The sequence below is a fragment of the Deinococcus planocerae genome (assembly GCF_002869765.1).
GTDB classification, from domain to species: Bacteria; Deinococcota; Deinococci; order Deinococcales; family Deinococcaceae; genus Deinococcus; species Deinococcus planocerae.
Map to the genome: position 1 here is coordinate 35313 of NZ_PNOR01000029.1, position 22386 is coordinate 57698.

General features: G+C 72.6%; 24 protein-coding genes. 11 read left to right on the plus strand and 13 right to left on the minus strand.

Annotation, left to right across the window (positions count from 1 at the left end):
• Positions 1-43: 43 nt before the first annotated feature.
• Positions 44-904 (minus strand): sulfurtransferase, encoded by an 861-nt coding sequence (locus tag A7B18_RS15605; RefSeq protein ID WP_102127627.1) that lies wholly within the window; start codon positions 902-904, stop codon positions 44-46.
• A gap of 118 nt (positions 905-1022) precedes the next feature.
• Between A7B18_RS15605 and A7B18_RS15610 the strand changes: the two genes are divergently transcribed.
• On the plus strand, positions 1023-1469 hold the full coding sequence (locus A7B18_RS15610; protein ID WP_102127628.1) for a SufE family protein: 447 nt from the start codon (positions 1023-1025) through the stop codon (positions 1467-1469).
• Positions 1470-1743: 274 nt separating this feature from the next.
• Here the strand turns inward: A7B18_RS15610 and rdgB are convergent, their stop codons facing one another.
• The 9 genes from rdgB to A7B18_RS15655 all read right to left on the minus strand — a co-directional run bounded on the left by rdgB (position 1744) and on the right by A7B18_RS15655 (position 8675).
• Positions 1744-2322: an RdgB/HAM1 family non-canonical purine NTP pyrophosphatase gene (gene rdgB / locus A7B18_RS15615; protein ID WP_102127649.1), complete on the minus strand. Its 579-nt coding sequence runs from the start codon at positions 2320-2322 to the stop codon at positions 1744-1746.
• 40 nt (positions 2323-2362) lie between these two features.
• Positions 2363-3064 carry a hypothetical protein gene (locus A7B18_RS15620; RefSeq protein ID WP_102127629.1) on the minus strand — a complete coding sequence of 234 codons (702 nt, stop codon included), beginning with the start codon at positions 3062-3064 and terminating at the stop codon, positions 2363-2365.
• A gap of 105 nt (positions 3065-3169) precedes the next feature.
• A complete protein-coding gene (locus tag A7B18_RS15625) occupies positions 3170-4102 on the minus strand; it encodes a magnesium transporter CorA family protein (protein WP_102127630.1) in 933 nt (310 codons plus the stop codon).
• A 330-nt stretch (positions 4103-4432) separates the two neighbouring features.
• Positions 4433-4669 (minus strand): ferredoxin, encoded by a 237-nt coding sequence (locus A7B18_RS15630; RefSeq protein ID WP_102127631.1) that lies wholly within the window; start codon positions 4667-4669, stop codon positions 4433-4435.
• Positions 4670-4767: 98 nt separating this feature from the next.
• Positions 4768-5637 (minus strand): molybdenum cofactor guanylyltransferase, encoded by an 870-nt coding sequence (gene mobA, locus A7B18_RS15635; protein ID WP_102127632.1) that lies wholly within the window; start codon positions 5635-5637, stop codon positions 4768-4770.
• Entirely contained in the window at positions 5634-7058 is a 1425-nt protein-coding gene (locus A7B18_RS15640) for a sensor histidine kinase (protein ID WP_102127633.1), read from the minus strand. The genes mobA and A7B18_RS15640 overlap by 4 nt, the downstream gene beginning before the upstream one ends.
• A complete protein-coding gene (locus A7B18_RS15645) occupies positions 7048-7614 on the minus strand; it encodes a GNAT family N-acetyltransferase (protein WP_102127634.1) in 567 nt (188 codons plus the stop codon). The genes A7B18_RS15640 and A7B18_RS15645 overlap by 11 nt, the downstream gene beginning before the upstream one ends.
• A 1-nt stretch (position 7615) precedes the next feature.
• Entirely contained in the window at positions 7616-8278 is a 663-nt protein-coding gene (locus A7B18_RS15650; RefSeq protein ID WP_102127635.1) for a response regulator transcription factor, read from the minus strand.
• Between the two features lie 34 nt (positions 8279-8312).
• The gene (locus A7B18_RS15655) at positions 8313-8675 is read right to left on the minus strand and encodes a YkvA family protein (RefSeq protein WP_102127636.1); all 363 of its coding nucleotides are present in this window, start codon (positions 8673-8675) and stop codon (positions 8313-8315) included.
• Between the two features lie 492 nt (positions 8676-9167).
• Here A7B18_RS15655 and rplU point away from each other — a divergent pair, with 492 nt between their 5' ends.
• The 3 genes from rplU (at position 9168) to obgE (ending at position 11272) form a co-directional block, all read left to right on the plus strand.
• Positions 9168-9470, plus strand: a complete 303-nt coding sequence (gene rplU, locus A7B18_RS15660) for a 50S ribosomal protein L21 (protein WP_102127637.1) — start codon at positions 9168-9170, stop codon at positions 9468-9470.
• A gap of 26 nt (positions 9471-9496) precedes the next feature.
• Entirely contained in the window at positions 9497-9772 is a 276-nt protein-coding gene (gene rpmA / locus A7B18_RS15665; RefSeq protein WP_102127638.1) for a 50S ribosomal protein L27, read from the plus strand.
• A gap of 198 nt (positions 9773-9970) precedes the next feature.
• Entirely contained in the window at positions 9971-11272 is a 1302-nt protein-coding gene (obgE, locus tag A7B18_RS15670) for a GTPase ObgE (protein WP_102127639.1), read from the plus strand.
• Positions 11273-11485: 213 nt separating this feature from the next.
• On the opposite strand, the gene A7B18_RS15675 is transcribed toward obgE, so the two are convergent.
• From A7B18_RS15675 to A7B18_RS15685, 3 genes are all read right to left on the minus strand, one after another.
• Positions 11486-13180 carry a copper amine oxidase gene (locus tag A7B18_RS15675; protein WP_102127650.1) on the minus strand — a complete coding sequence of 565 codons (1695 nt, stop codon included), beginning with the start codon at positions 13178-13180 and terminating at the stop codon, positions 11486-11488.
• A 276-nt stretch (positions 13181-13456) separates the two neighbouring features.
• A complete protein-coding gene (locus A7B18_RS15680; protein WP_245872918.1) occupies positions 13457-15559 on the minus strand; it encodes a hypothetical protein in 2103 nt (700 codons plus the stop codon).
• Positions 15556-16125 (minus strand): glycerol-3-phosphate acyltransferase, encoded by a 570-nt coding sequence (locus tag A7B18_RS15685; RefSeq protein ID WP_102127640.1) that lies wholly within the window; start codon positions 16123-16125, stop codon positions 15556-15558. Before A7B18_RS15685 ends, A7B18_RS15680 begins: the two co-directional genes overlap by 4 nt.
• 74 nt (positions 16126-16199) lie before the next feature.
• Here A7B18_RS15685 and A7B18_RS15690 point away from each other — a divergent pair, with 74 nt between their 5' ends.
• From A7B18_RS15690 to A7B18_RS15720, 7 genes are all read left to right on the plus strand, one after another.
• Positions 16200-16934, plus strand: a complete 735-nt coding sequence (locus tag A7B18_RS15690) for a HesA/MoeB/ThiF family protein (protein WP_102127641.1) — start codon at positions 16200-16202, stop codon at positions 16932-16934.
• A 144-nt stretch (positions 16935-17078) separates the two neighbouring features.
• Positions 17079-17417, plus strand: coding sequence for an HU family DNA-binding protein (locus tag A7B18_RS15695; protein ID WP_102127642.1), 339 nt, complete (start codon positions 17079-17081; stop codon positions 17415-17417).
• A gap of 104 nt (positions 17418-17521) precedes the next feature.
• Positions 17522-18424: an ABC transporter substrate-binding protein gene (locus A7B18_RS15700; RefSeq protein ID WP_102127643.1), complete on the plus strand. Its 903-nt coding sequence runs from the start codon at positions 17522-17524 to the stop codon at positions 18422-18424.
• Between the two features lie 63 nt (positions 18425-18487).
• A complete protein-coding gene (locus A7B18_RS15705) occupies positions 18488-19714 on the plus strand; it encodes an ABC transporter permease (protein ID WP_245872919.1) in 1227 nt (408 codons plus the stop codon).
• The gene (locus tag A7B18_RS15710) at positions 19711-20640 is read left to right on the plus strand and encodes an ABC transporter ATP-binding protein (protein ID WP_102127644.1); all 930 of its coding nucleotides are present in this window, start codon (positions 19711-19713) and stop codon (positions 20638-20640) included. Before A7B18_RS15705 ends, A7B18_RS15710 begins: the two co-directional genes overlap by 4 nt.
• Entirely contained in the window at positions 20637-21386 is a 750-nt protein-coding gene (locus A7B18_RS15715) for an ABC transporter permease (protein WP_102127645.1), read from the plus strand. The genes A7B18_RS15710 and A7B18_RS15715 overlap by 4 nt, the downstream gene beginning before the upstream one ends.
• Positions 21387-21693: 307 nt before the next feature.
• Positions 21694-22200 carry a CarD family transcriptional regulator gene (locus tag A7B18_RS15720; RefSeq protein ID WP_102127653.1) on the plus strand — a complete coding sequence of 169 codons (507 nt, stop codon included), beginning with the start codon at positions 21694-21696 and terminating at the stop codon, positions 22198-22200.
• Positions 22201-22386 lie beyond the last annotated feature (186 nt).

A 22386-nucleotide genomic window follows, 5' to 3' on the forward strand; every position in this document is an offset into this window, starting at 1 on the left:
CCGGGAACGCCACCTGCCCGCGTTCCCGGCCCCTCCCTTTGGCTTACGCCTCGCTGTACGTCTTCTCGATGGGCATTCCGACCGCATTGCCCCACTCGGTCCAGCTTCCGTCGTAGTTGCGGACCTTGGGGTAGCCCAGCAGTTCGCGCAGGACGAACCACGAGTGGCTGCTCCGCTCGGCGATGCGGCAGTAGGCGATCACGTCCTTGTCGGGGGTGACGCCCTCACCCTCGTAGAGCGCCTTGAGTTCGTCCGCCGTCTTGAAGGTGCCGTCCTCGTTGGTGGCGCGGGCCCAGGGGATGTTCGCCGCGCCGGGGATGTGGCCGCCGCGCAGCACGCCCTCCTGCGGATAGTTGGGCATGTGGGTGACCTTGCCCGAGAACTCGTCGGGGCTGCGGACGTCCACCATCGCGCCCTGCCCGCTGCGCACGGTCTCGATGTGCGCCTTCACCTCGTCGCGGTAGGCGCGCAGGCTCTCGTCGCGGCGCAGGGTGGGGTACTCGGTGGCTTCAAAGCTCGGCGCGTCGGTCGTCAGCTCGCGGCCCTCGGCGACCCACTTCTGACGGCCACCGTTCATCAGCCGGAGGTTCTGCACCCCGTTGTAGCTCAGGAACCAGTAGGCGTAGGCGGCCCACCAGTTGCTCTTGTCGCCGTAGAGGATGATCTGATCGCCCGGGTTGAGGCCGAGACGACCGAGCAGGGCCTGAAGTTCCTCCGGCCCGATGAACTCGCGCATCACGGGGTCCCAGAAGTCCTGCTGCCAGTCCACCTTCACGGCTCCGGGGATGTGGCCGGTGTCGTAGAGCAGGATGTCCTCGTCCACCTCGATCAGGCGGATGCCGGGGGTGTTGAGGTTCTGGGCCACCCAGTCGGTGCTCACGAGCACGTCTTTCACGTAATCCATCGCTTTGTGCCTCCTTTGACCTCGGGAATTCTCACGGGCCGGGTAAGTCGTTGACCTTTTCGGTCAACTGGACAGGGCTCACCATACCGTCTGCGGGGGCGGGGGTACAGTTGACGGTATGACCCAGCCCTCCCCACTCCCCGAACGGCTCCAGAGCATCGTGAGTCTGTTCAAGTCCGCACCCAAGCCTCTGCGGCTCCAGGCCCTGCTCGAATACAGCCGCAAGCTGCCGCCCCTTCCCGAGAAATACGTCGAGCACCCCGAGTTCCTGCAAGCGGTCCCCGAGTGCGCCAGCCCCTTTTTCCTGGTGACGGAACAGACCGAGCAGGGCGGCGTGAACATGTATTTCAAGGTGCCCGAGGAGGCCCCCACCGTGCGCGGCTACGCGGGCATCCTGCACGAGGCGCTGCAAGGCGAGTCGCCCGAGACGATCCTCAACATCCCGGATCAGTTCTACATGGACATGGGCCTGTCCGAACTCATCACGCCGATGCGTCTGCGCGGCATGGGCGCCATCCTGATGCGCCTGAAAAACGACGTGCGCGAGCACGCGGCGCAGGGTTGAGGGAAGCTAAGTGAGGGAGGCCGAGGCACCCCAACCGCCCCGGCCTCTTTCCTTGGATGGAGAAGGGGGTGTCTTTCTCCCTCTCCCCTTGCGGGTGACTCGCAGAGCCGCAAAGCGGAGGGCCGGGGTGAGGGGGTGACCAACTTGCCATGGAAGCGAGGGCCAAAAGCTTTCTTACTGGCCTCCTGACGCCCCGCCCGCGCACCCCCTCTCAACCTCCCCCCTCTGCAAGCAGCTCTACGAGTCAAGGGGGAGGGGCTAAAAGCACACTTTCCTACAACCCCACCCCCGCCCCATGCGCCGCCATCAACGCCGCCAGCGCCCGGCCCCGGTGGCTGATCGCCTGCTTCTCCTCCAGGGTCATCTCCGCCAGGGTGCGGGTCTCGCCGTCGGGGACGAAGAGGGGGTCGTAGCCGAAGCCGCTCTCGCCGCGGGGGCCTTCAAGGAGGGTGCCGGTCAGTTCTCCCCGATACGTCTCCAGCTTGCCGTCGGGATAAGCGAGGATCACCACGGAGACGAACTTCGCGCGGCGGTCTTTCACCCCGCGCAGCTTTTCGAGGAGGTAGAGATTGCGCTCGTTGTCGTTGTCGCGGTTGCCGAAGCGGGCGCTGTAGACGCCGGGCTGGCCGCCGAGGGCCGCGACCTCCAGCCCCGAGTCGTCGGCCAGCGCAGGCACGCTACGCATCAGGGCTGCCGCGCACGCCTTGAGGGCGGCATTTTCCTCGTAGGTCGTGCCCGTCTCCTCGGGGAGAGGGAGGCCGCTCAGGCCCTCCAACTGCCAGCTCAGGCCGCCCAGCGCCCCCGCGATCTCGCGCACCTTGCCCGCGTTTCCGGTCGCCACCACCACCCGCATCCCGTCGCTCGTCACGCCCACGAGTGTAGGCCCTGGGCCGTCACGCTTCCCTTTCACCGGGCGGGAGCACATCGGCCCGCACCCGCCACCTCTCCTCGCCCTCCCGCTTCTCGAAGAGGGACACGGAGCGGTAGGTCTGGGCATGGTGGGGCGCGGTCAACGCCTCCAGCCGTTCGCGCAGTCCCGCCGGGTCCCCTCCCCCGTACGGCTGCACCAGCGTGAAGTGGGGCCGCCACGAGTCCAGGCCGCGCGGTGTGTGCAGGAGCCGCATCCGCGCCTGCTCGAAGGGCCGGTTGTACTTCCCCACCGCCACCTGACGCTCGAAGGGCGAGGCGGTCACGAAGCGGGCGAGCCGCGCCAGGAGCAGGGTGTGCAGCACGACGAGGGGGAGGTTCGCGTCGAAGCGGTGCACCCAGGTCGTGCCATCGTCCCAGGCTTCCACCCGTCCGCCCGTCAGCGTGAGGGCCGCATCCGGCGAGAGGCAGGCGACGCACGCGCGCACCTCCGCCTCGATCTCGGGCCAGAGGGCGGGGTCGGTGAAAAAGCCCTCCACCACCGTCAGGTGCAGGCCGTACGGTCCCGCGTCCGCCTGATCCTCCGGGCGCAGGAAGTCCGGCAGCGGTACCTCCCGCCCCGCCCGCACGTCAAAGCCCAGGAGGTCGCTGCCCAGGCGTTCATACGGGCTGTCCGCCGGGGGGCAGAGGTAGACGGCGAAGCGGGTGCCGGAACGGGGATCAGTCATATTCGGGCCTGTGGCTTGTCGCTTGTGGCAGGTGGCAAAAGAGGACGGAAGCGGGGACCCGGGCCGTGGCCTCTACAAGCCACACGCTACACGCCACGCGCCTCCTCAAAACACCCGCCAGCGGTAGAACAGGAAGGCCAGCGTCCCCGCCAGCATCGAGGCGATGCCGAGCACGATCCACAGGGCCTCGGGGCTCTCGGAGAAGGGCAGCGGGATGTTCATGCCGAAGATGCTCGTCACCAGCGTGGGGATCGCCACCAGAATGGTCGTCACCGTCAGCACCTTCACGACCTGATTGACGTTGTTGCTGATGACCGAGGCGAACGCACCCGCCATGCTCGTGAGGATGTTGCTGGCTATCGAAGCCATCTCGATGGCCTGAAGGTTCTCGATGAGCACGTCATCGAGGAGGTCCGAATCCTCCTCGTACATCTCGAAGATGCGGTCGCGCTTGACCCGCTCCATCATCGCCTCGTTCGCCTTGAGGCCGGTGATGAAGTACACCAGGCTCTTTTCGAGCTTCAGGAGGTCCATCAGCTCCTTGTTGCGGGTGGCGGTCTCCATCCGGTCCTCGATGGTGTCCACCCGCTTGTTGATCTGCCGCACGTCGATGAGAAAGCGCTGGGCGTTGCGGAGGAACAGTTGCAGGGTCAGCCTGTTCTTCTTGGCGGTGCTCACCCGCCGCACGAGGCCGCCCACCACGTCCTTGACGACCGGGTTTTCCAGCGCGCAGACGGTAACGAGGCAGTGGTCGGTGTGCAGGATACCGAGCGGCACGGTGTCGTAGGGAATGTCGCTGTCCTCGCCCAGGCGGTAGCTCGTCTGCATGATGATCAGGAGCTGGCCGTCCTCGCGCTCGAAGCGGCTTCTCTCGTCGGGATCGAGGGGGTAGCTGAGGTAGTCGAGGGGGAGGCCCGTCTCGCGGCTCACGCGGGCGAGTTCCTCGGCGGTGGGAGCGGTGGCGTTGATCCAGCAGCCGTCGATGTAGCCGTCGATGGTCTGGAGCTTGCCGCCGACGCTGCGGTAGTACGTCAGCACGGGCGCCCCCCGGGCAGTTCAGTGTGGTGCATGGCGCGTCCTCCGGTCGGGGTGGGATGGCGTGGGGGGCGGACTGGGCGGCTCGTGCTCGGCCTCATGAACGGTGGTCACGTCATCACCTCCTTTCCCTGGAAAAGGCGCGCGCTCGCGCGGGAGCCATCCTAGCGGGGCGGGGTCGGGCGGGGCAAGCGAGGACTTCCCCCCGGTTGGGGGCGCCGCCTCTCTGAGCTGGAGGAGTCGCCAGCCACCGCACCCAGCCGCCAGGAATAGACGGGGGGGGGCCCGACGAAAAACCCCGGCGCGGGGCCGGGGCGGTGGGGGCGCTCTGTGTTACAGGCCGAAGTAGGCGCGGTTCTTGACGATGAACTCGGTCTCCCCGCCGGGCACGTCCTCCTCGGGGAAGATGGCGCTGACCGGGCAGGCGGGAACGCAGGCCCCGCAGTCGATGCACTCGTCGGGGTGGATGAGGAACTGGTCGCCGCCGTCGTAGATGCACTCGACCGGGCACACCTCGGTGCAGGCCTGGTCCTTGACGCCGATGCAGGAGCTGACAATCACGTGAGGCATGGCCGACAGTATGCACAAGCCCCCGGGGCCTGACAAGGACACTCCTCCACCGGGCTAGTCAGGGTTTTTGTGCGCCCGGACGCGAAAAAACCCGAGCGTCAGGCTCGGGATTGGGGCGGCGCCGGGGGCCGTGACCCGTCCTGCACGGCCCGCAGGTGGGCCTCGGCCAGCCGCAGGTCGGCCTCCTGATCCACGTCGTTGCCGATGGCGGCGTGCGGGGTGATCAGCGCGCGGGCGGTCACGCCGAGGATGGCGCTGACCCGCGTCTCCAGCTCCCGGACGGTGAGGCGGCCCGTGAGCAGCCGCACCAGCACGCCGGGGCCGATCAGCCGGGCGAGTTTAAGGGGGGCCTTGCGGGCGGCGAGCACCTCGCGCAGCCGGGGGAGGAACCTGCCGACGAGCCGGGGGTCGAGCAGGAAGACGTTCCCGCCCGTGAAGGTGCCGCCCCGCAGCCGGGCGTAGGTGCGGCGCACCCCGGGAAAGGCCCGCTCGCAGTCCTCGCGCCGGACGACCGGGTAGACGAGGGCGGCGTCCCCCGGCGCCCCCGCGAGCACCTGCGCGAGTTGCTCCGGGGTGAGGAGCGGGATGTCGGCGGTGGCGACGAGGACGCGCTCGCCGGGGCTCAGCCCCAGGGCCGAGAGCGCCTCCACCCCGGCTTCCAGATTGCTCAGGAGGGTGCCGTGGTCGGTGACGCGCTCGTCGATCCAGGGGTCGAGGTCGGGGGTGGTCGGGCCCACGTAGGCGACCCGGGACACTCGCCCGCTCCCGCGCAGGGCCCGCAGCACGTGCAGGGCCATCGGCTCGCCCCCCACCGGAATCAGGGCCTTGACCGCGACCCCGTGGGCCGCCGCGAAGGGGTCGCCGGGATCGCCGCCGCCGAGCACCACGGCGCTCCAGCGCGGCGCGGACGGTGGGAGGGAGACGGTGACCGGGGAAGCGACCTCTGGCCCGGCGGAACGGGAACTCATGTCTGTGAGCGTAGCACCCGCTCCTCTCGCCCCGTGCTGCCTGCGGCGGGAGAGGCGGGCAGGCGCAGGGTGGCCGTGAAGCCCTTCCCCGGCCCGCTCTCCAGCGTCAGCGTGCCGCCGTGCAACCCCGCCGCCCGCCGCACGAGTGCGAGGCCCAGGCCGTGCCCGCCCGCGCTGCGGCTCGCGTCCGGACGGTAGAAGGGCTCGCCGAGCCGCGCGAGCACGTCGGGGGGAACGCCGGGGCCGTCGTCGCGCACCTCCACGGTGGCCCCGCCGGAGCCGTCCGCCACGGTCACCGTCACCGTCGCCCCCGGCGCGTGCCGCACGGCGTTCACGGTCAGGTTCCAGATCGCCTGCCCGAGCAGCACCCGGTCGCCCGCCACGGTCACAGGCTGCGGGGCCACGAGGTCCACGTCCGCCTCGGGGTCGAGTTCGCGGGCCCGGTCCACGGCGCCCGCGGCGAGGTCGCGCAGGGGCACGTTCTCCCGCCCCATCGCCGAGGGGTCACGGGCGAGGAGCAGGAGGTGGTCGGCGAGGGTGGCGAGGCGGGTGAGGTCGGTGCCGATCTCGCGGAGTTCCGAGCGGTAGCGCCCGGGGTCACGGTCGCGGGCGAGGGTGGCGTCCACCCGGGCGGTCAGGGCGGCGAGGGGGCTGCGCAGGTCGTGGGCCGCCGCCCGCACGAAGTCCTGCTCGCGCTCACGGGCGTCGGCGAGGCGATGGAAGGTCCCCTGGAGGGTCAGCGCCAGCCGCGAGAGTTCGTCGCCCGGCCCCGCTCCCGGCACGGGCCGCCGCAGGTCCCCCCCCGCCCCGATCTCGCGCGCCGCGCCCTCCAATGCCCGCACGGGAGCGAGGAGCCGCCCGGCGACCGTCCAGCCCACGAGCAGGGACAGCCCCAGGGCGAGCGGCACGAGAATCCACAGCGCCCGCGCGAAGGCCGTCCTCGCCTCCCCGAGCGCCCGCGCGTCGCTCACCACGGTCAGGGCGGCGCGGCCCCCCGCTACGATCCGCACAGCGATCAGTCGGTCCCCTGCCCGGTAGGTGCCGGGGCGCTGGTTGAGGGGAATTCCCTGTGGAAAACGCCGGGTCGCCACCGCCCGCACCTCTCCCCGGCCCACCGTCACCAGGCGCGCGTCGAGGCTGCGGGTCTGGGGGTCGGCGTCGAGGATGCCCTCCAGGTCCGCCGGGCCCAGCGTCTCGCCGAGCAGCGCCCCGAAGAGGTCCTCGCCGCGCCCCAACGCCGATTCCACCCGCGCCTGCACGGTCGCCACCGCCCCGGTCAGGCGGTCGCGCTGCGCCGCGAAGAGAAAATTGTTCACCGTGAAAAACAGCCCCGCCGCGACGAGGGCCACCGCCAGCCCCGTCGCCAGCGCCGCCCACAGCGCGAGCCGGGCGCGCAGGGTCAGGTGCGGGTTAAAGGACACGTCCGGCCCGCCCCTCTTTCCACTCCGCCCGCGTCAGGGCGTACTCGACGTCGCCCGCCTCCGAGCCCTCGATGACCTCCGGCCAGTCCACGAAGAAAGTCCGCACGTACCGCAGCCCGACCTTCTCCATCACTCGCCGGGAGGCCAGGTTGACGGTCATCGTGAAGGCGACGACGCGCTCGACCTCGGGTTGGGCGAAGGCCCGGCACACCAGGGCGCGTGCCCCCTCCGCCCCGTAGCCCCGTCCCCAGGCCGACCGCTTCAGCCGGTAGCCGAGTTCGACCGAAGCGGGCTGCTCCGCGACGGGTCGCAGGGCGAACCAGCCCAGGAACGCCCCGGTCGCGCGCTCCTCGGCGGCCCAGCGGCCATAGGTCTCCCAGCGCCCGTACTCCGCCAGAATCCCGGGCAGCACCTCCTCCCGGACGACCTCGCGCGGGGTGGGCCGTCCGCCGGTCAGGAAGCGCATGACGGCGGGGTCGCGGTCGAGGTTCCACAGCAGGTTCTCGTCGGCCTCCGTGAAGCGCCGCAGGATCAACCGCTCCGTTTCCAACACCATCTCACCGCTCCACCCGGTAGCCGCGGCCCCGCTCGCTCGTCACCGCCCCCGGCGCGAGTTTGCGGCGCAGGTAGCGCACGTAGACGTCCACGATGCGCGCCTCGCCGCCGAACTCGGGGCCCCACACCCGGTCGAGCAGTTCCTCGCGGGTGAACCAGCGTTCGGGCGAGAGGGCCAGCGTCTCGATCAGGGCGTACTCGCGGCCCGTCACGGCGACTTCCGTCCCGTCCCAGGTCACGGTGCGCGCCACCGTGTCGAGGGTGCCGTGACCGTCCGCGAACGACACGCGCGGCGCTCCCTGCCCCCGCTCGCGGCGCGACAGGGCCCGCAGGGTGGCGAGGAGTTCGGGCACCGCGAAGGGCTTGACGAGGTAGGCGTCTCCCCCCAGGTCGAGGCCCTGCACCCGGTCGGCGAGTTCGCCCCGCGCCGTCAGGAAGAGGATGGGCGCGTCCACCTCCGCCGCGCGGAGCTCCCGCGCCACCGCGAAGCCGTCCATGCCCGGCAGCATCACGTCGAGCACGATCAGCCCAAAGTCGCCGAGCAGGGCGGCCTCCAGGCCCTCGGTCCCCGTCTGGGCCCAGGTGACCGTGTAGCCCGACTCGCGCAGGGCCCCCAGCGTGGGCTCGGCGATGCGGGGGTCGTCCTCGACGAGCAGCAGACGCATGGGCGTCAGTGTAGGCGCGGCGGTGAAGGGGGTGTTAACCGTTCAAGCCGCGCAGCAGGGCCCAGCCGAGCAGCCCCATCCCAGCGAGCAGCCCGACGCCGAGCAGCGGCAGCAGCCACGGCAGCCTCCTTTGGAGCGTCATGCTCCGCCGCCGGGCGTCCGTCAACACGGGGGCAGGAAGGCCGCGCGCCGCCAGCGCCAGAATCGTCGGCACCACGACGAGATCGTCTCCCACCCCCAGGATCGGCGTCAGATCGGGGATCAGGTCCACCGGGCTCAGCGCGTAGGCGAGGGCGAGGAGGGCCGCCAGCCGCGCCCGTCCCGGCGTCCGGCGGTCTCCCACCGCGAACAGCAGCGCCAGCGCGTCCCGCCAGAACAGCCGAAGTCGAGAGGTCACGGGGACAGATACGGTGCGGGGCAGGTGGGGGTTCCGGCGGGAGCAGAACGTGAGCGGAGCGTCCCAGGCGGGGCCCTCCGTTTTCCTCCGGACAGGCGTCGAGCTCCCCCGTAAGGTAAGCCGGGTGGGAAGAGTGACCGCCGCCCTCTGCTAGACTCCTTCCCGGTTCGGGGCACCCTCGCCCCGCCTGGAGGTCAACCGGGAAGAAGGCTCACCCGCGGGTGAGCGGGCGTGTACCGCGAGGACACGCGGAAGACAGCGGACGGCACATCACCGAGAAAAACGTCCCCTAGTGGGGCGGGTGGTGCCCTTGCCCGCTGCCGGTGTCTCCCCTCCCGGTTCGGGCGCCGTCCGCGTTTGGCCTGCCCGCTGGCCGTGTGCTAGGATTTTCCACTGGTGACTCGCCCCCGCGGCGGGGCTGACTCGGGTTTTCAAGGCCCATGAGCGCGTGTCCGGAGCAGCGTTTTCCGGGCGGGCGCGGCAGGAGGAAAGATGTTTGCGATCATTGAGACGGGCGGCAAGCAGTACCGCGTGCAGGAAGGCGACGTCTTGCGCGTCGAGAATCTCCAGGGCGCGGCGGGCGAGCAGCTCACCCTGACTCCCCTCTTCGTGGGCGGCGAGCAGACGGTGTTCGGGCAGGACGCCGGGCGCTTCACGGTGCAGGCCGAGGTCGTGGAGCATGGCCGGGGCAAGAAGATCTACATCCGCAAGTACAAGAGCGGCATCCAGTACCGCCGCCGCACCGGGCACCGCCAGGGCTACACGGCGATCCGGATTCTGGGTATCCAGGGCTGAGCGCTCAGAGTTAAGGAGAGACTGACATGGCACACAAGAAAGGCGTGGGTTCGTCCAAGAACGGACGCGACAGCAACCCCAAGTACCTGGGCGTCAAGAAGTTCGGCGGCGAGCAGGTCCTCGCGGGCAACATCCTCGTGCGCCAGCGCGGCACGAAGTTCAAGGCCGGGCCGAACGTGGGCATGGGCCGTGACCACACCCTCTTCGCCCTCTCGGACGGGCAGGTCGTGTTCACCAACCGCGGCGAGAAGGGGCGCTTCATCAGCGTCCAGGCCCCCAGCGCGACGGTCGCCGCCGACTGAGCACGGCGCTCTCAGGCACGCCCTGCCCATCACGCGGCGGGGCGTGTTTTTTTGCAGAAAGTTCTGGGGCATCGACGTGAGGCTGTCATGCTGAGCGGAGCGAAGCAGCTCGTCTTGAATGCGGGGGACCCAACGCTCGCGCTCAGGGTGACAACTTCACTCTCGTCGAATGCTCGGAAGAGGAACAGAGGTGAAGCTATGGCTTTTCGAGACGTGCTGGACATCGAGGTCCAGGCCGGGAAGGGCGGCGACGGGAGCATGAGCTTCCACCGCGCCAAGTACATGGAAAAGGGCGGCCCCGACGGCGGCCACGGCGGGCGCGGCGGCAGCGTGGTCCTGCGCGCCATCGAGGGCGTCGAGAGTCTGGAACGGCTCGTCGGGCGGCGCAAGTTCAAGGCCGAGAACGGCGCGTACGGCGAAGGACGGCTGCGCCAGGGCTCCGACGGGCAGGACGTGGTGATCGAGGTGCCCGTGGGCACGACCGCCTTCGACAGCGACACCGGGCGGGTCATCGCCGACCTCGTGCGGGTGGGGCAGGAGAAGGTGATCGCCCGGGGGGGCTTCGGCGGACGCGGCAACTCCACCTTCGTGTCGAGCACCCGGCAGGCGCCGCGCTTCGCCGAACTCGGCACGCCGGGTGACAAGCGGCGGGTGAGGCTGGAACTGCGCCTGATCGCGGACGTGGGCCTCGTCGGCTACCCCAACGCGGGCAAGAGCAGCCTGCTGGCGGCCCTCTCCCGGGCGAACCCGGCCATCGCCGACTACCCCTTCACCACCCTCTCCCCCATCCTGGGCGTCGTCGAGCGTCAGGGCGGGGAGGAACGGCTCACGATGGCGGACATCCCCGGCATCATCGAGGGGGCCTCCGAGGGCAAGGGGCTGGGGCTGGAGTTCCTGCGGCACATCAGCCGCACCCGCCTGCTCGTGTACGTCCTCGACGTGACGCGCGACCCGGTCAGCGAGATGCGCCAGCTTCAGGCCGAGTTGCAGGCGTACGACCCCTCTCTCCTGGAGAACGTGGCGTGCGTGGCGCTGAACAAGGTCGAGCTCGTGGACGCCGACCTCGCCGCCTTCGCGGAGGACGAGCTGGCGGGCTTCGGCCTGCCCGTCTTCCGGGTGAGCGCGAAGGAGGGCCTGGGCCTGGACGGGTTGCGCGAAGCTCTTTTCCAGCTTCTCCCCGACCGCGAGCTGTGGGCGCAGACGCACGCGCTGGAGGTCGAGGCGGAGGAGGTGCGGGAAGAACCCCTCACGGTCACCTTCCGCGAGGACGCGCCCGAGAAGCCCGGCGGGGAGCCCGAGCGCGTGTGGGAGGTGCGCGGCGGGGGCTTCGAGGAGCGGATCGTGCGCTTCGCCCGACACCTGGAGGACGCCGCCGAGTACCTGTCGGGCCTCTTCAAGCGGCAGGGGCTCTACAACGCGCTCAAGCGGGTCGGGGCGCGTGAGGGCGACACCGTGGAGATCGGCACCTTCCGCTTCGAGTATTTCGAGGAAAAGGACTGAGGACGAAGGGGGAGGGGCCCGGGTGGTGGTCGAAAGACTCCCCAGGCCCCTCCTCCTTTTCGTCCGTCGCGCGCGCGTCGTCCACTTTCCCGCTCTGAACCGCGCGGTGCGAAACGGGAGGTCAGGGCGTCTCTGTTCCCTGGGAGGGCGGACCCGACCACCGCCCTCCGACGCCCAGCCGGGCCGCTCGAAGCTGGAGGCTGGCCGTTTCCCTCACGGCTGGTACGTCTTGAGCACGCCGCCGAAGCCCGGCGGCCTCTGGGTGCGGTAGAAGATCAGGCTGACGGGGAGGTTGCTCCCGCTGGCGGGCACGAAGTCGATGTTCAGGCGGTCGGTCTGCGAGCGCCACAGCAAGACGGGCTGGTCCGGGGTCAGGGCGTTGCCGCTGCGGGGCAGCTTGATCGTTTGAGACAGCGGTCCGTCCTGCACGTTCATCGCGCCGCGGTACAGACCCCCGCGCGGGCTGAGGGCGACCGCCGTGCCCGCCGCGCCGTTCACCTCCAGGTCGTACAGGACGCCGTAGTTGCCGAGCAGGCGCTGGGGCTGGCCGGTGAGCACGTCCACCCCGGTGACGGCGGGGTCGAGCTGCCCGTCCCCGATCACGATGCGGGCGGGGAGGGCGGTCAGGTTCACCCGCAGGGACCGCACCGCGTTCGGAAAGGTGCCGCGCTGGTGGCGCCCGTCGGGCTGGAGGTAGGGAAGCTGCTGGGCGACCTGCGCGGTGGGGGGCAGGCTCTCTTCGAGCATCAGGAAGGTGAGTTCCACCCGGCCCGAGGTGGTGAGGTCCTGGAGGAGATTCACGCCCGTGCCCGGCCCGAGGGTGGGGCTGGCGTACACCGGCACGCTGCCACCGGACGGGACGGTCAGGGTGCTCGCCCCCGCCCCCGCGAAGTAGTCGAGCAGGGTGACCTGCCCGAGCAGGCCCTCGATGCGGGTGGGGGCCGTCTCGCCCAGCCGCTCGGTGCGGACCTCGACCGCGCGGGGCTCCAGGTTGCGCGCGAGGACGTAGAGCCGCGCGGGCCGCCCGAGCGCGTTGAGGTGATAGGCGAGCAGCCGTGAGCGCCCCGCCACCGTGTCCTGGTACAGGATGCCGCTCTGGGTCGGCGCCTCCGGGCTGTCGCTGAAGAGGAGGGGGTAGCTCGGGCCGGAGACGGCCTGGACGGGCGCGGCGGGGTAGCTCAGCACCCCGGGGTCGGGGAAACGGTCGCCGGGTTCGGCGTACTTCAGGGCGTAGCTCAGCGGCGTGTCCAGGGGGGTGCCCTCCACCCGGATCGTGCGGGAGAAGGGCGGGCTCTGGAGGCCGCGGCTGTTCGCCACCTGGAGGGTGACGGTGTAGGTGCCCGGCTGGAAGTACACGTCCTGGCGCCCGCTCCACTTGCGGCTCACGATGTCGGCCCCGTCGGGGTCGAAGGGGTAGTCGGTGAAGATCACCCGCTCGCCGGGCGCGTAGACGCCCTTGTCGGTCGAGAAGCGGGCCTGCGGGGCGAGGGGATTGCCGCCCTCGCGCAGCGCCGTGAGGGTCAGGGTCCGGCCCCCCTCCTCGACGCTGAGGTTCGCCCCCAGCGCGTCCGCGAGGAGCCGCGCACTCACGTAGAGGGTGGTGCCCACGGTGGCGACGCTGCCCTCGGGCTGGCGGGCGCCCGCGAGGAAGGCGGCCCCCTGCGAGGGATCGACCGTCAGGCGTCCGACCTGCACCTGCCCCGCGCCGGTCCCGAGGGTCTGCCCGAGCAGGGCCGCCGTCTCGCGCAGCGGCAGCATGGCGCGGCCCCCGATCAACCGCGGCGGGGCGGCGAAGGTGGCGGCCTCCCCGTTCAGGAAGGCGGCGGGCTGGTCGGCGGTGACGGTGAGTTGCACGGCGCCCAGCGCGGCGGCGGACGTGGGCAGGCCCAGCGCGAGTGCGGTGAGCAGGGCGCGGGCCGGGGAGAGGGAGTGACGCTTCGGGGTGCGGGGGGCGGAGGGGGTGTGGAAAACGCGCACGGGCACCCGCGAAGTATGCGGGGTGAAGCTGACTCCGGTCTGGGCATTCCCGACCCTTTCTTGCCCCGGTCTACACCGGAACGGCCCTCGCCGGTCGCCGCGCCCGCCACCGAAAACGACGTCTGGCCCGCCGAAATCACCTTCCCCGCGTCGGCCACGCGGAGGCGACCCTCCAGAAGGTGAAGGAAAGGTGAGCACACCGGTCGGTCACTGTTCCCGCCCCCGCCGCGCGTGCCCCACCTCCGCCGCGACGAAGGCAGCGAGGTTCAGGGCGTACGTGCCCGCCAGCAGGGCCAGGAGCGCGGTGCGGACTGAGGGCTGGGCGGGGTCGAGGAATGTGGGGGGGCGGAGGGCACCCGTCAGGGGGGCGAGGCCCGCGAGCGCCACCCCCCACGCGAGCAGGAGCACGCCGCCCCAGGCCCCCTCCAGCAGGCCCGAGCCGGGCAGGAGCAGCGCGGCGAGGCGGTAGGGGCCCGGCCTCCCCATCCGCGCGGCCCCGGGCGGGCGGGGCAAGAGGAGCAGCAGCGCCAGGGCGAGCAGCCCCGCGAGGGCGGCGAGGAGCGCCCAGCCCAGCCGCGCGCTCTGCCCCGGTCCCGGCGCCAGCAGCGAGAGGGGACGGCGCAGGTCGCGCATCAGGGTCACGCTGAGGTCGCCGCCCAGGGCGCGGGCGAGGCTGCGGTCGTCGGGGTAGCACAGCCGCGGCTCGCCCGGGCGGTAGGTGCGCTGGAAGACGGTGCCCGGCGTGCCCGGCGGCAGGCCCAGGTTGTAGGCGGCGGCGGCGAGGTCGGGTCGGGCGGCGAAGGCGGCGCGGTAACCCTCGCGGGCCCCCGGCAGGTCGCCCCTCTCCTGCGCGATCACCCCCAGGTTGTTCAGGGCGCAGGCGTTGCCGGGCGCGCGGGCGAGGCGGGCGCGGGCCGCGGCGGCGTCGCCGTCGAGCTGCGCGGCGAGCCCCGTCAGGAGCGCCGTGTCGGGCACGGGGCGCAGGTCGAGGTCGTTCAGGCGGGCGGCGAACCAGCCCCCCCCGTACGTGCCGATGTTCAGGGCGGGGGCGCGCAACCGGGCGGCGGTCGTGTTCGCCCACTGCCACCCGGCGAGGCTGGTCAGCAGCCCCGCGGCGAGCGCCAGGAGCCCCAGCCGCTCCCCGAACGAGGCGTAGGTGACGACCGAGCGCCGCGCCCGCGAGAGGGGATGGCGCGCCCACGAGGCCCAGCGGCCCCCCAGCGGGCGGGTGTCCTCGCCCTGCGCCCGCCACGCCCGCAGGGTCAGGGTCAGGAGGGCCGCCCCCAGCGAGACGAGCAGCGCGAGGGTCACCAGCCGCAGGGCGTCCCGCACCACCCGGGGGCCCTCCGCCCCGAGGTTGTAGAGGGTCCCCGCCCGCAGCGAGCGGGTGAACTGCCGCCACTCCTCGGCCTCGCCGCCGCGGCCCTGCGCGTCGAGGAGCGCGGCGTAGCGGGCGTACAGGGCGGGCCCGCCCTCGAAGCGGGGGTGGAGGTCGCGCAGGTAACGCAGCCACGCCTCGGCCCGGCCCAGCCGCCCCTGAGAGAGCAGGGTGCCCACGTACCCGCTGGGGTTGCCGTAGGCGAAAAGAGAAGCGCGGCTCACGCTGACCTCGGGGTCGATGCCGCGGGCGGCGGCGTCCCGGCGGGCGCGGTCGAGCGCGAGGTCGGCGGCGGCGGGAAACCCGGCGGCGTCCAGCCCCGCGGCGAGGCTCACCCACGCGGGAAAGGGCAGCTCCCCTCCCAGGCTGCGGCGCACCGCATTCAGGCTGGCGAAGGTGTCTCCCCGCCGGGCCGCCTCGAGTGCCTCGCGCAGCGCCAGGAAGGCGTTGGTGGGGTCCTCCTGCGCGGCCCGCGCGAGGTCTCCGGGGAGCACCAGCTCCGCCGCCCGGGCGAGCCAGCCGGTGACCTCCGGGTCGGGCGGGAAGACCACCCGTTCCTGCACCCGGCCTCCCCCGCGCGGGTCACCCAGGGTGAAGCGTTCGGTGTAGTCCTCGCCGCGGGTGCTCACCCGCAGGGTCCCGCCGCTCGCGTCGAGCCCCGTCACCTCCCCGGGCAGGTCGTAACGGGCCTGGACCCGTCCCTCCCCGTCCAGCGCGTAGACGACCGGGCCCACGCCGAGGTAGGTGCTTCCCTCCAGCGTCACGGGTCCGGTCAGCTCGCCGAGCGCCCCCGGGTAGGTGCGCGACCCCAGCAGCCGGGACCCGTCCTCGAAGCGCAGGGTGCGGCCCTCCAGCACGGCGTCGGCCCCCGCCGCGCCCGCCGAGAGGGCGAGCAGGGAGAGGACCGTCAGAGCCTGGACTCCGCACCTCACGCCGCGCGCCGCTCCGGGAAGGCGAGCAGATGCACGGCGCGCACCGCCATCGCCGCCCCCCCCGCGAGCAGGTCGGGCAGGCCCCCGAAGCGCGCGGCGAGGAGCAGCCCCACGGGCACGGCGAGCGCGGTGGCAAACGGCACGGCGTTCAGGCCCAGCCGCCCTTGCAGCGTCTTCTTGTAGAGCGGCATCACCACCAGCCCGAAGGCCAGCATCCCCAGGAGGGTGAGCGGCCCCGTCACGAGGAGCGCCCCCATCAGCGGCGCGATGCCCCCGCCCCCCCGGAAGCCGAAGAAGGCCGGGTAGCAGTGCCCGAGCACCACGAAGAGGGTCGCCACCCAGGTGTGCTCGGGCGTGAGCGCGCGGGCGAGGAGCACGGCGGCGGCGCCCTTGCTCACGTCGAAGGCCATGACGCCCAGCGCCACCGCGAGCCCGTGCTGGCGGAAGGTGCCGCTCGCCCCGGGAAGGTCGCGGTCGCGGATGTCGGTGCCCCGCGCGCGCGAGTACAGCACGCCCGCCACGAGCGAGCCGAGCAGGAAGGAGGCCAGGGCGACGATCAGGAGCATCTCAGCGCGCATTCTAGGGCGCGAAGGTTCCCCGCGCGGCGGTGCGGGAAGGCCCCTTCCCCTAGACTCCCCCCATGCCCGACCTCCCCCTCTCCCGCCCGGAACTCCGGCGGTACTCGCGCCCGCTCCTCGTGCCCGAGTGGTTGGACTCGGGCGCCCAGGAGCGGGTCCGGGCCGCCTCCGTGCTCGTGGTGGGGGCGGGCGGGCTGGGCGGGCCGGTGATCGGCCAGCTCGCCGGGGCCGGGGTCGGACGCCTCGTGATCGCCGACGGAGACAGCGTGGACCTCAGCAACCTGCACCGCCAGACCCTGTTCACGGCGGCGGACGTGGGGCGGCCCAAGGCGCAGGTCGCGGCGGCCCGCGCGCAGGCGATCAACCCCTTCGTGCGGGTGGAGACGGCCCCCTTCCTCACGGAGGAGAACGCGGCCCCTCTGGTCGGGGAGGCGGCGCTCGTCGTGGACGCCACCGACAACTTCGCGGCCCGCTACGCCCTCGCGGACGCCTGCACCCGCCTGGCGCGCGAGTGGGTCTGGGGCGCGGCGAGCGGCACGAGCGGCATGGTGAGCGTGTTCGGCCCCGCCCTCGGCCTGCGCGACGTGTTTCCCGACCCCGGGGGGGCCGAGTCCTGCGAGGAGGCGGGCGTGCTCGGCCCGCTGCCCAACGTGGTCGGCAGCGTCATGGCCCTGGAGGTGCTCAAGGTCCTCGGCGGCGTGGGCGAGCCCCTGCGCGGGCGGCTGTGGACCTTCGACGCGCTCTCGGGCGGGGTGCGGGTGATCCGGCTCGGTGCCCGGGCGGCCCCGGCCCTCTGAGCCCCTCTTGTCCCGCCGGGAACAGCAGCCTGGGGGGAAAAGGGGCGCCCAGCGCGGGTTTTCGGGCTTGCACATCTGGGGAGGTGTGTTACTGTGCCCCTGGGCCGACCTGGCCGCTCAACTCCACCGTTCGGGAGGGTGAAAATGACGAGAAACCGCAAGGAAGGCGTGGGCGAGGCGCGGGGCGCCGGGGACGAGACGGGGGGCGGCAAGATCGCCAAGACGCAGCTCGTCGACCTGGTGGCCGACCAGACCAGCCTGAGCAAGAAGCAGGCGGGCGAGGCGGTCGCCTCATTCCTCGACGTGGTGGTGGGCGCCCTGCGCGAGGGCCGGAGCGTCGGGCTGCCCGGGCTGGGAACCCTCAGCGTCACCCCGACCGCCGCCCGCCAGGGGGTGCGCCCCGGCACGAGCGAGCGCGTCGACATCCCGGCGGGGCGCAAGGTCCGCTTCAAGATCGCCTCGACCCTCAAGGGTTCGTTGTAGGCGGGGCCGACCCCACCGGGCGGGCGGACGGTCGCGCTTTGTGAGCCGACTCACGCGCCCGGCCCCGGGGGGGGTCTACGGTGGGCTCCACCGGAGGCTCACCCATGAAGACCGTTCTCTCGCTGACCCTGGCCGCGCTCCTCGGAAGCGCCGCCGCCCGGCCCATCGTGGTGGGGAGCAAGCTCGACCCCGAGGCGCAGCTCCTCGGGCAGATGATCGTGCTCACCCTGCGGGGCGCCGGGCTGGAGGTCACCGACCGCACCACCCTCGGCGATACGGGCGTGAACCGCAAGGCGATCCTGGCGGGCGAGATCGACGTGTACCCCGAGTACACCGGCAACGCCGTCTACCTCTTCCCGCAGGCGAAGATCACCCCCAGGCAGGCGGGCGACCCCGCCGTGATCTTTAACCTCGCCCGCCAGCTCGACGCGAAAAACGGCGTCACGTGGCTGCGGCCCGCCAACGTCAACAACACCTGGGTGATCGCCGTGCCGCAATCCCTGGCCAGGGCGCAGAACCTCGGCAGCGTGGCGGACCTCGCGCGCTACCTGAAGGGAGGCGGCAGGTTCAAGATCGCGGGCAGCCCCGAGTTCTTTGGCCGCCCGGACACCATGCCCGCCTTCGAGCAGGCGTACGGCTTCCGGCTGCGGGCCGACCAGAAGCTCGTGCTGGCGGGGGCCACCCCTCCCCAGACCCAGCAGGCGGCGGCGCAGGGCACGAGCGGCGTCAACGCGGCGATGGCCTACGGCACCGACGGCACCCTCGCCGCGCTGGGGCTCGTCGCGCTGAAGGACCCCAGGGGCGCCCAGGCCGTCTACCAGCCCGCGCCCATCCTCCGCACCGCGACCCTGAAGGCGAACCCGGGGATCGAGGCGCTCCTGAACAAGACCTTCGCCACCCTGACCCAGGCCACCCTCCAGCGCCTGAACGCCCAGGTGGCCCTCGAAGGCCGCCCGGCCCAGGAGGTCGCGCGGACGTACCTCCGGGGCCAGGGGCTGATCAAGTAACGTGAGAGACCGCGTGAACCTCCCCGGCTTCTTCCCGCGGTGGGACAAGCCCGGGGTGAGCGCGTGAGGGTCCCGGGACGGCGGGGGGCGGAGGCCAGCGCGGCTTTCGCCCCCCGCGCCGTCCCGCCTCCCGGGCGCCGCGTGCCGGGCGACGTGCTCGCGGTGTTCGTCCTCGCCGCCCTCCCGATGGTGGCGGGCGCCTGGCTCCCCTGGGTGCTGCTGCGGCCCAACCGCCTCGCGCCGGGGGAATACCTGCGCCTGCCGCCCGCGCTCGCCCTGGGGATGCTGGCCCTGGCCGCGCTGCCCCTCGTGAGCACCCTGTGGCGCCCGCGCCTGACCGGGCTGGCCGCCTCCCTCGCGCCCGTGGCCGCCGTCTGGGTGCTTGGCGAGCAGACCCGCGCGGCGCTCGCCGGGCAGGCCGAGTTCGCGCGGGCGAGCGCGGCGGGCGGGGTGTGGCTCTCCCTGCTCGGGGCGGGGGGCGCCGTGTACGGGGCGCGGCTGGTCACCCCGGGGCCCGGCGCGCGCCTCCTCGCGTGGGCGTGGCTGCCTGCCGTCCTTGCCCTGGGGCTGGGGGGGCACCTCTGGGCGTGGTCGGTGGTGGTCGAGGGCCGGAGCGAGGGGCCGCGCTGGGGGCAAGAACTCCTGGCGCACCTGCGGCTGGTGGGGGGCGCCCTCGTCCTCGCCGTGGGGCTGGGGGCGCCGCTGGCCGTGTGGGCGAGCGGGCGCGAGCGGGCGGCGGGGGTGGTCCTGGGGCTGGCCTCGGGGGTGCAGACCCTTCCCAGCCTCGCCCTGCTGGGGCTGTTGATCGCGCCGCTCGCGGCCCTGTCAAACGCCCTGCCCGCCCTGCGCGACCTCGGGGTGCGGGGCATCGGGGCGGCGCCCGCCCTGACGGCGATGACCCTCTACGCGCTGCTCCCCGTGCTGCGGGGCGGGGTGGTGGGGCTGCGGGGCGTCTCCCCCGGCGTGGTGGACGCCGCGCGCGGCATGGGGATGAGTCCCCGGCAGGTCTTCTGGCGGGTGAGGCTGCCCCTGGCGCTGCCCGTGTGGCTCAGCGGCGTGCGGCAGGCGGCGGTGCTCCTCGTGGGGGTGGCCGCCGTCGCGGCCCTGATCGGGGCGGGGGGGTTGGGAAGTTACATCTTCCGGGGGCTCCAGAGCGGCGCCGCCGACCTGATCCTGCTCGGGGCGGTGCCCGCCGCGCTTCTCTCCCTGCTCGTGGACGCGGCCCTGCGCGGGCTGGAGGCGCTGCTGGGCCGCCGCCTCGGGCGGGTCGCCCCGGGAGACGGCGCGTGATCGAGCTGCGCGGGCTGGAGAAGAGGTACGGCTCCGCCGACGCCGTGCGCGACCTGTCGCTCACCTTCCCGGAGGGCGAGGTCACCGCGCTCCTCGGTCCCTCGGGCTGCGGCAAGACCACCACCCTGCGGATGATCAACCGCCTCACCGAGCCCAGTGGAGGCCAGGTGCTCCTCGGCGGGCGCGACACCCGCGAGCTGCGCCCGGAAGAGTTGCGCCGCGGGATCGGCTACGTCATCCAGCAGGTCGGCCTCTTCCCGCACCTCACCGTGGCGGGGAACGTGGCGACCGTGCCCGAGCTGCTGGGCTGGGAGCGGCGGCGGGTGAGAGAACGGGTGGACGAGCTGCTCGCGCTCGTGGGGCTCGACCCCGGCATGTACCGCGACAAGCGGCCCGGCCAGCTCTCGGGCGGGCAGGCGCAGCGGGTGGGTGTGGCGCGCGCACTCGCCGCCGACCCCCCCGTCCTCCTGATGGACGAGCCCTTCGGCGCCCTCGACCCCCTCGCCCGCGAGCGTTTGCAGGGGGCCTTCCGCGACATCCAGCGCCGCCTGCGCAAGACGGTCGTCCTCGTCACCCACGACATCGACGAGGCCCTGCGCCTGGGAGACCGCCTCGCCCTGATGCGGGCGGGGTCGCTCGCGCAGGTTGGGCCGCCCGGCGAGCTGCTCTCTCACCCCGCCCACCCCTTCGTGCGCGAGTTCCTGGGGGAGGACGCTCCCCTGCGCGCCCTCGCGGGCCGCACCGCCGCCGAGTTCGCGCGGCCCGGTGACCCCGCAGGGCTGCCGACGGTGGAGGGCTCACTCGACGCCCGCAGCGCCCTCGCCGTCCTGCTCCGCGAGGGGTCGGACGCCCTCGCCGTGCGGGAGGGGGGCCAGGCCCTGGGCGTCTTGCGCTGGAACGACCTGCGCGTGCGGGAGGGGACATGACCTCCACCGCCCGGACAGCCCACCCGACCCGGCGCATTCCGTGGGGAGCGGCCCTGTGGCCCGCGCTGCTCGCCGTGTGCCTCGTCCCCGGGGCCTTGCCGGGGCTGCTGCGCCCCCTCTTCCCGGAGGCGGCGCTCGACCTCGACGCGCCGCCCTGGCAGCTCACCCTCACGCACCTGGGGCTCGTCGCCGTCGCCACGGGGGCCGTCGTCGGGCTGGGGGTGCCGCTCGCCGCCCTCGTCACCCGGCCAGGGTGGCGGGCCCTGCGTCGGCTCACCGAGGCGCTCGTGGGCCTGGGCCAGACGGTGCCTACCCTGGCCATCCTCGCGCTCGCCGTGCCCGCCCTGGGGTTCGGCTGGGCGCCCACCCTTTTCGGGATGGTTGTCTACGGCCTCGTGCCCGTCGTGAGCAGCGGCGTCGCGGGCCTGCTCGCGGTGGACCGGGACGTGCTCGACGCCGCGCGCGGCATGGGCATGACGGCGGGGCAGCGCCTGCGGCGCGTCGAGCTGCCGCTGGCCCGTCCCGCCTTGCTGGCGGGCATTCGCACTGCCGCCGTGTACAACGTCGGCACGGCGACGGTGGGCGCGGCCCTCGGCGCGGGCGGGCTGGGGCGCCCCATCCTCGACGGCCTCTCGCAGCAGAACACGGCGCTGGTGGTCGCGGGGGCGCTGCTCGCCGCGCTCCTGGCCCTGAGCCTCGACGGTCTCCTCGCTCTGGTCGCTCCCCCCAGGGACGAGGCCGCGTGAAACTGTCACGGGTCTGGCCCCAGGAGCGAATCCCGGCGGCATTGTGACCTATCTCTCATCAAGGCCTGGTAAGGTGAGAATCATGCGGACCCAGAATCACGCCTGTGCCCTGCGGACCGCGCTCGCTTCGCCGTTGACCCCGCGACCTTCCTGACCCGACGTTCGGCCCGGCCCCGCGCTGGGCCGAACGCGTTCCGGTCGTCTGGAGGCGGGCGCGGCCCCACGCCGCCCGTGGGACGGTGGGCGGCGGGTCCCCTTTCCCCCGTCCCGAACAGGCCACGGCCCATCAGCACGAGAGGTGACCCCGGTGAAGAGCCCATCGTTCCGGATCGGTGATCGCGTCGTTCTCCCGCCCTACGGCATCGGCGTCGTCAGCGGCACCTGCCAGCGCCCGGTGGCGGGCGAGACGCACGCCTACTATCAGGTCGAGTTTCCGAACACCGCCAGCCGCGCCTACGTGCCCGTCGACGATCCCCTCAGCACCGGGATGCGCGCCGCGCTGACCACCCAGGACATGCCGAACCTGCTTTGCCGCCTCCAGACGAACAGCGACCTCAACCTCCCGCGTCAGTGGGCCGCCCGCCACCGCCGGGTCACCGAGATTCTGGTCGGCGGCGATCCCTACGAACTCGCTACGCTGACCTGCGAACTTCGGCGCTGGAACATCGAACGCGGCCTGCCCGACCTCGACCGTCAGGCTTTCCGGCGGGCTATCCGCCTCCTGGAGCAGGAAGTGCGCGGTTTGGAGGAGGACTCATGCACCCGCGACGTGCGACAGCTCCTCGACCACGCCTGGCGGGAGACGCCGCAGTAGGAAAAAGCGGCAAAGGCAAACCCACGTCCCCCAGCCCTGCGGCGGTTGAGGGACGCGGGTGGACCGGGGCCAAAACGCACACCCCCCGCGGGGGCGGGGGGTGTGGGGATACAGGACAAGGATGGTGAAGAGCAAAGCGGAGCGTGTAGAAAGGAGGTGATCCAACCGCACCTTCCGGTACAGTTA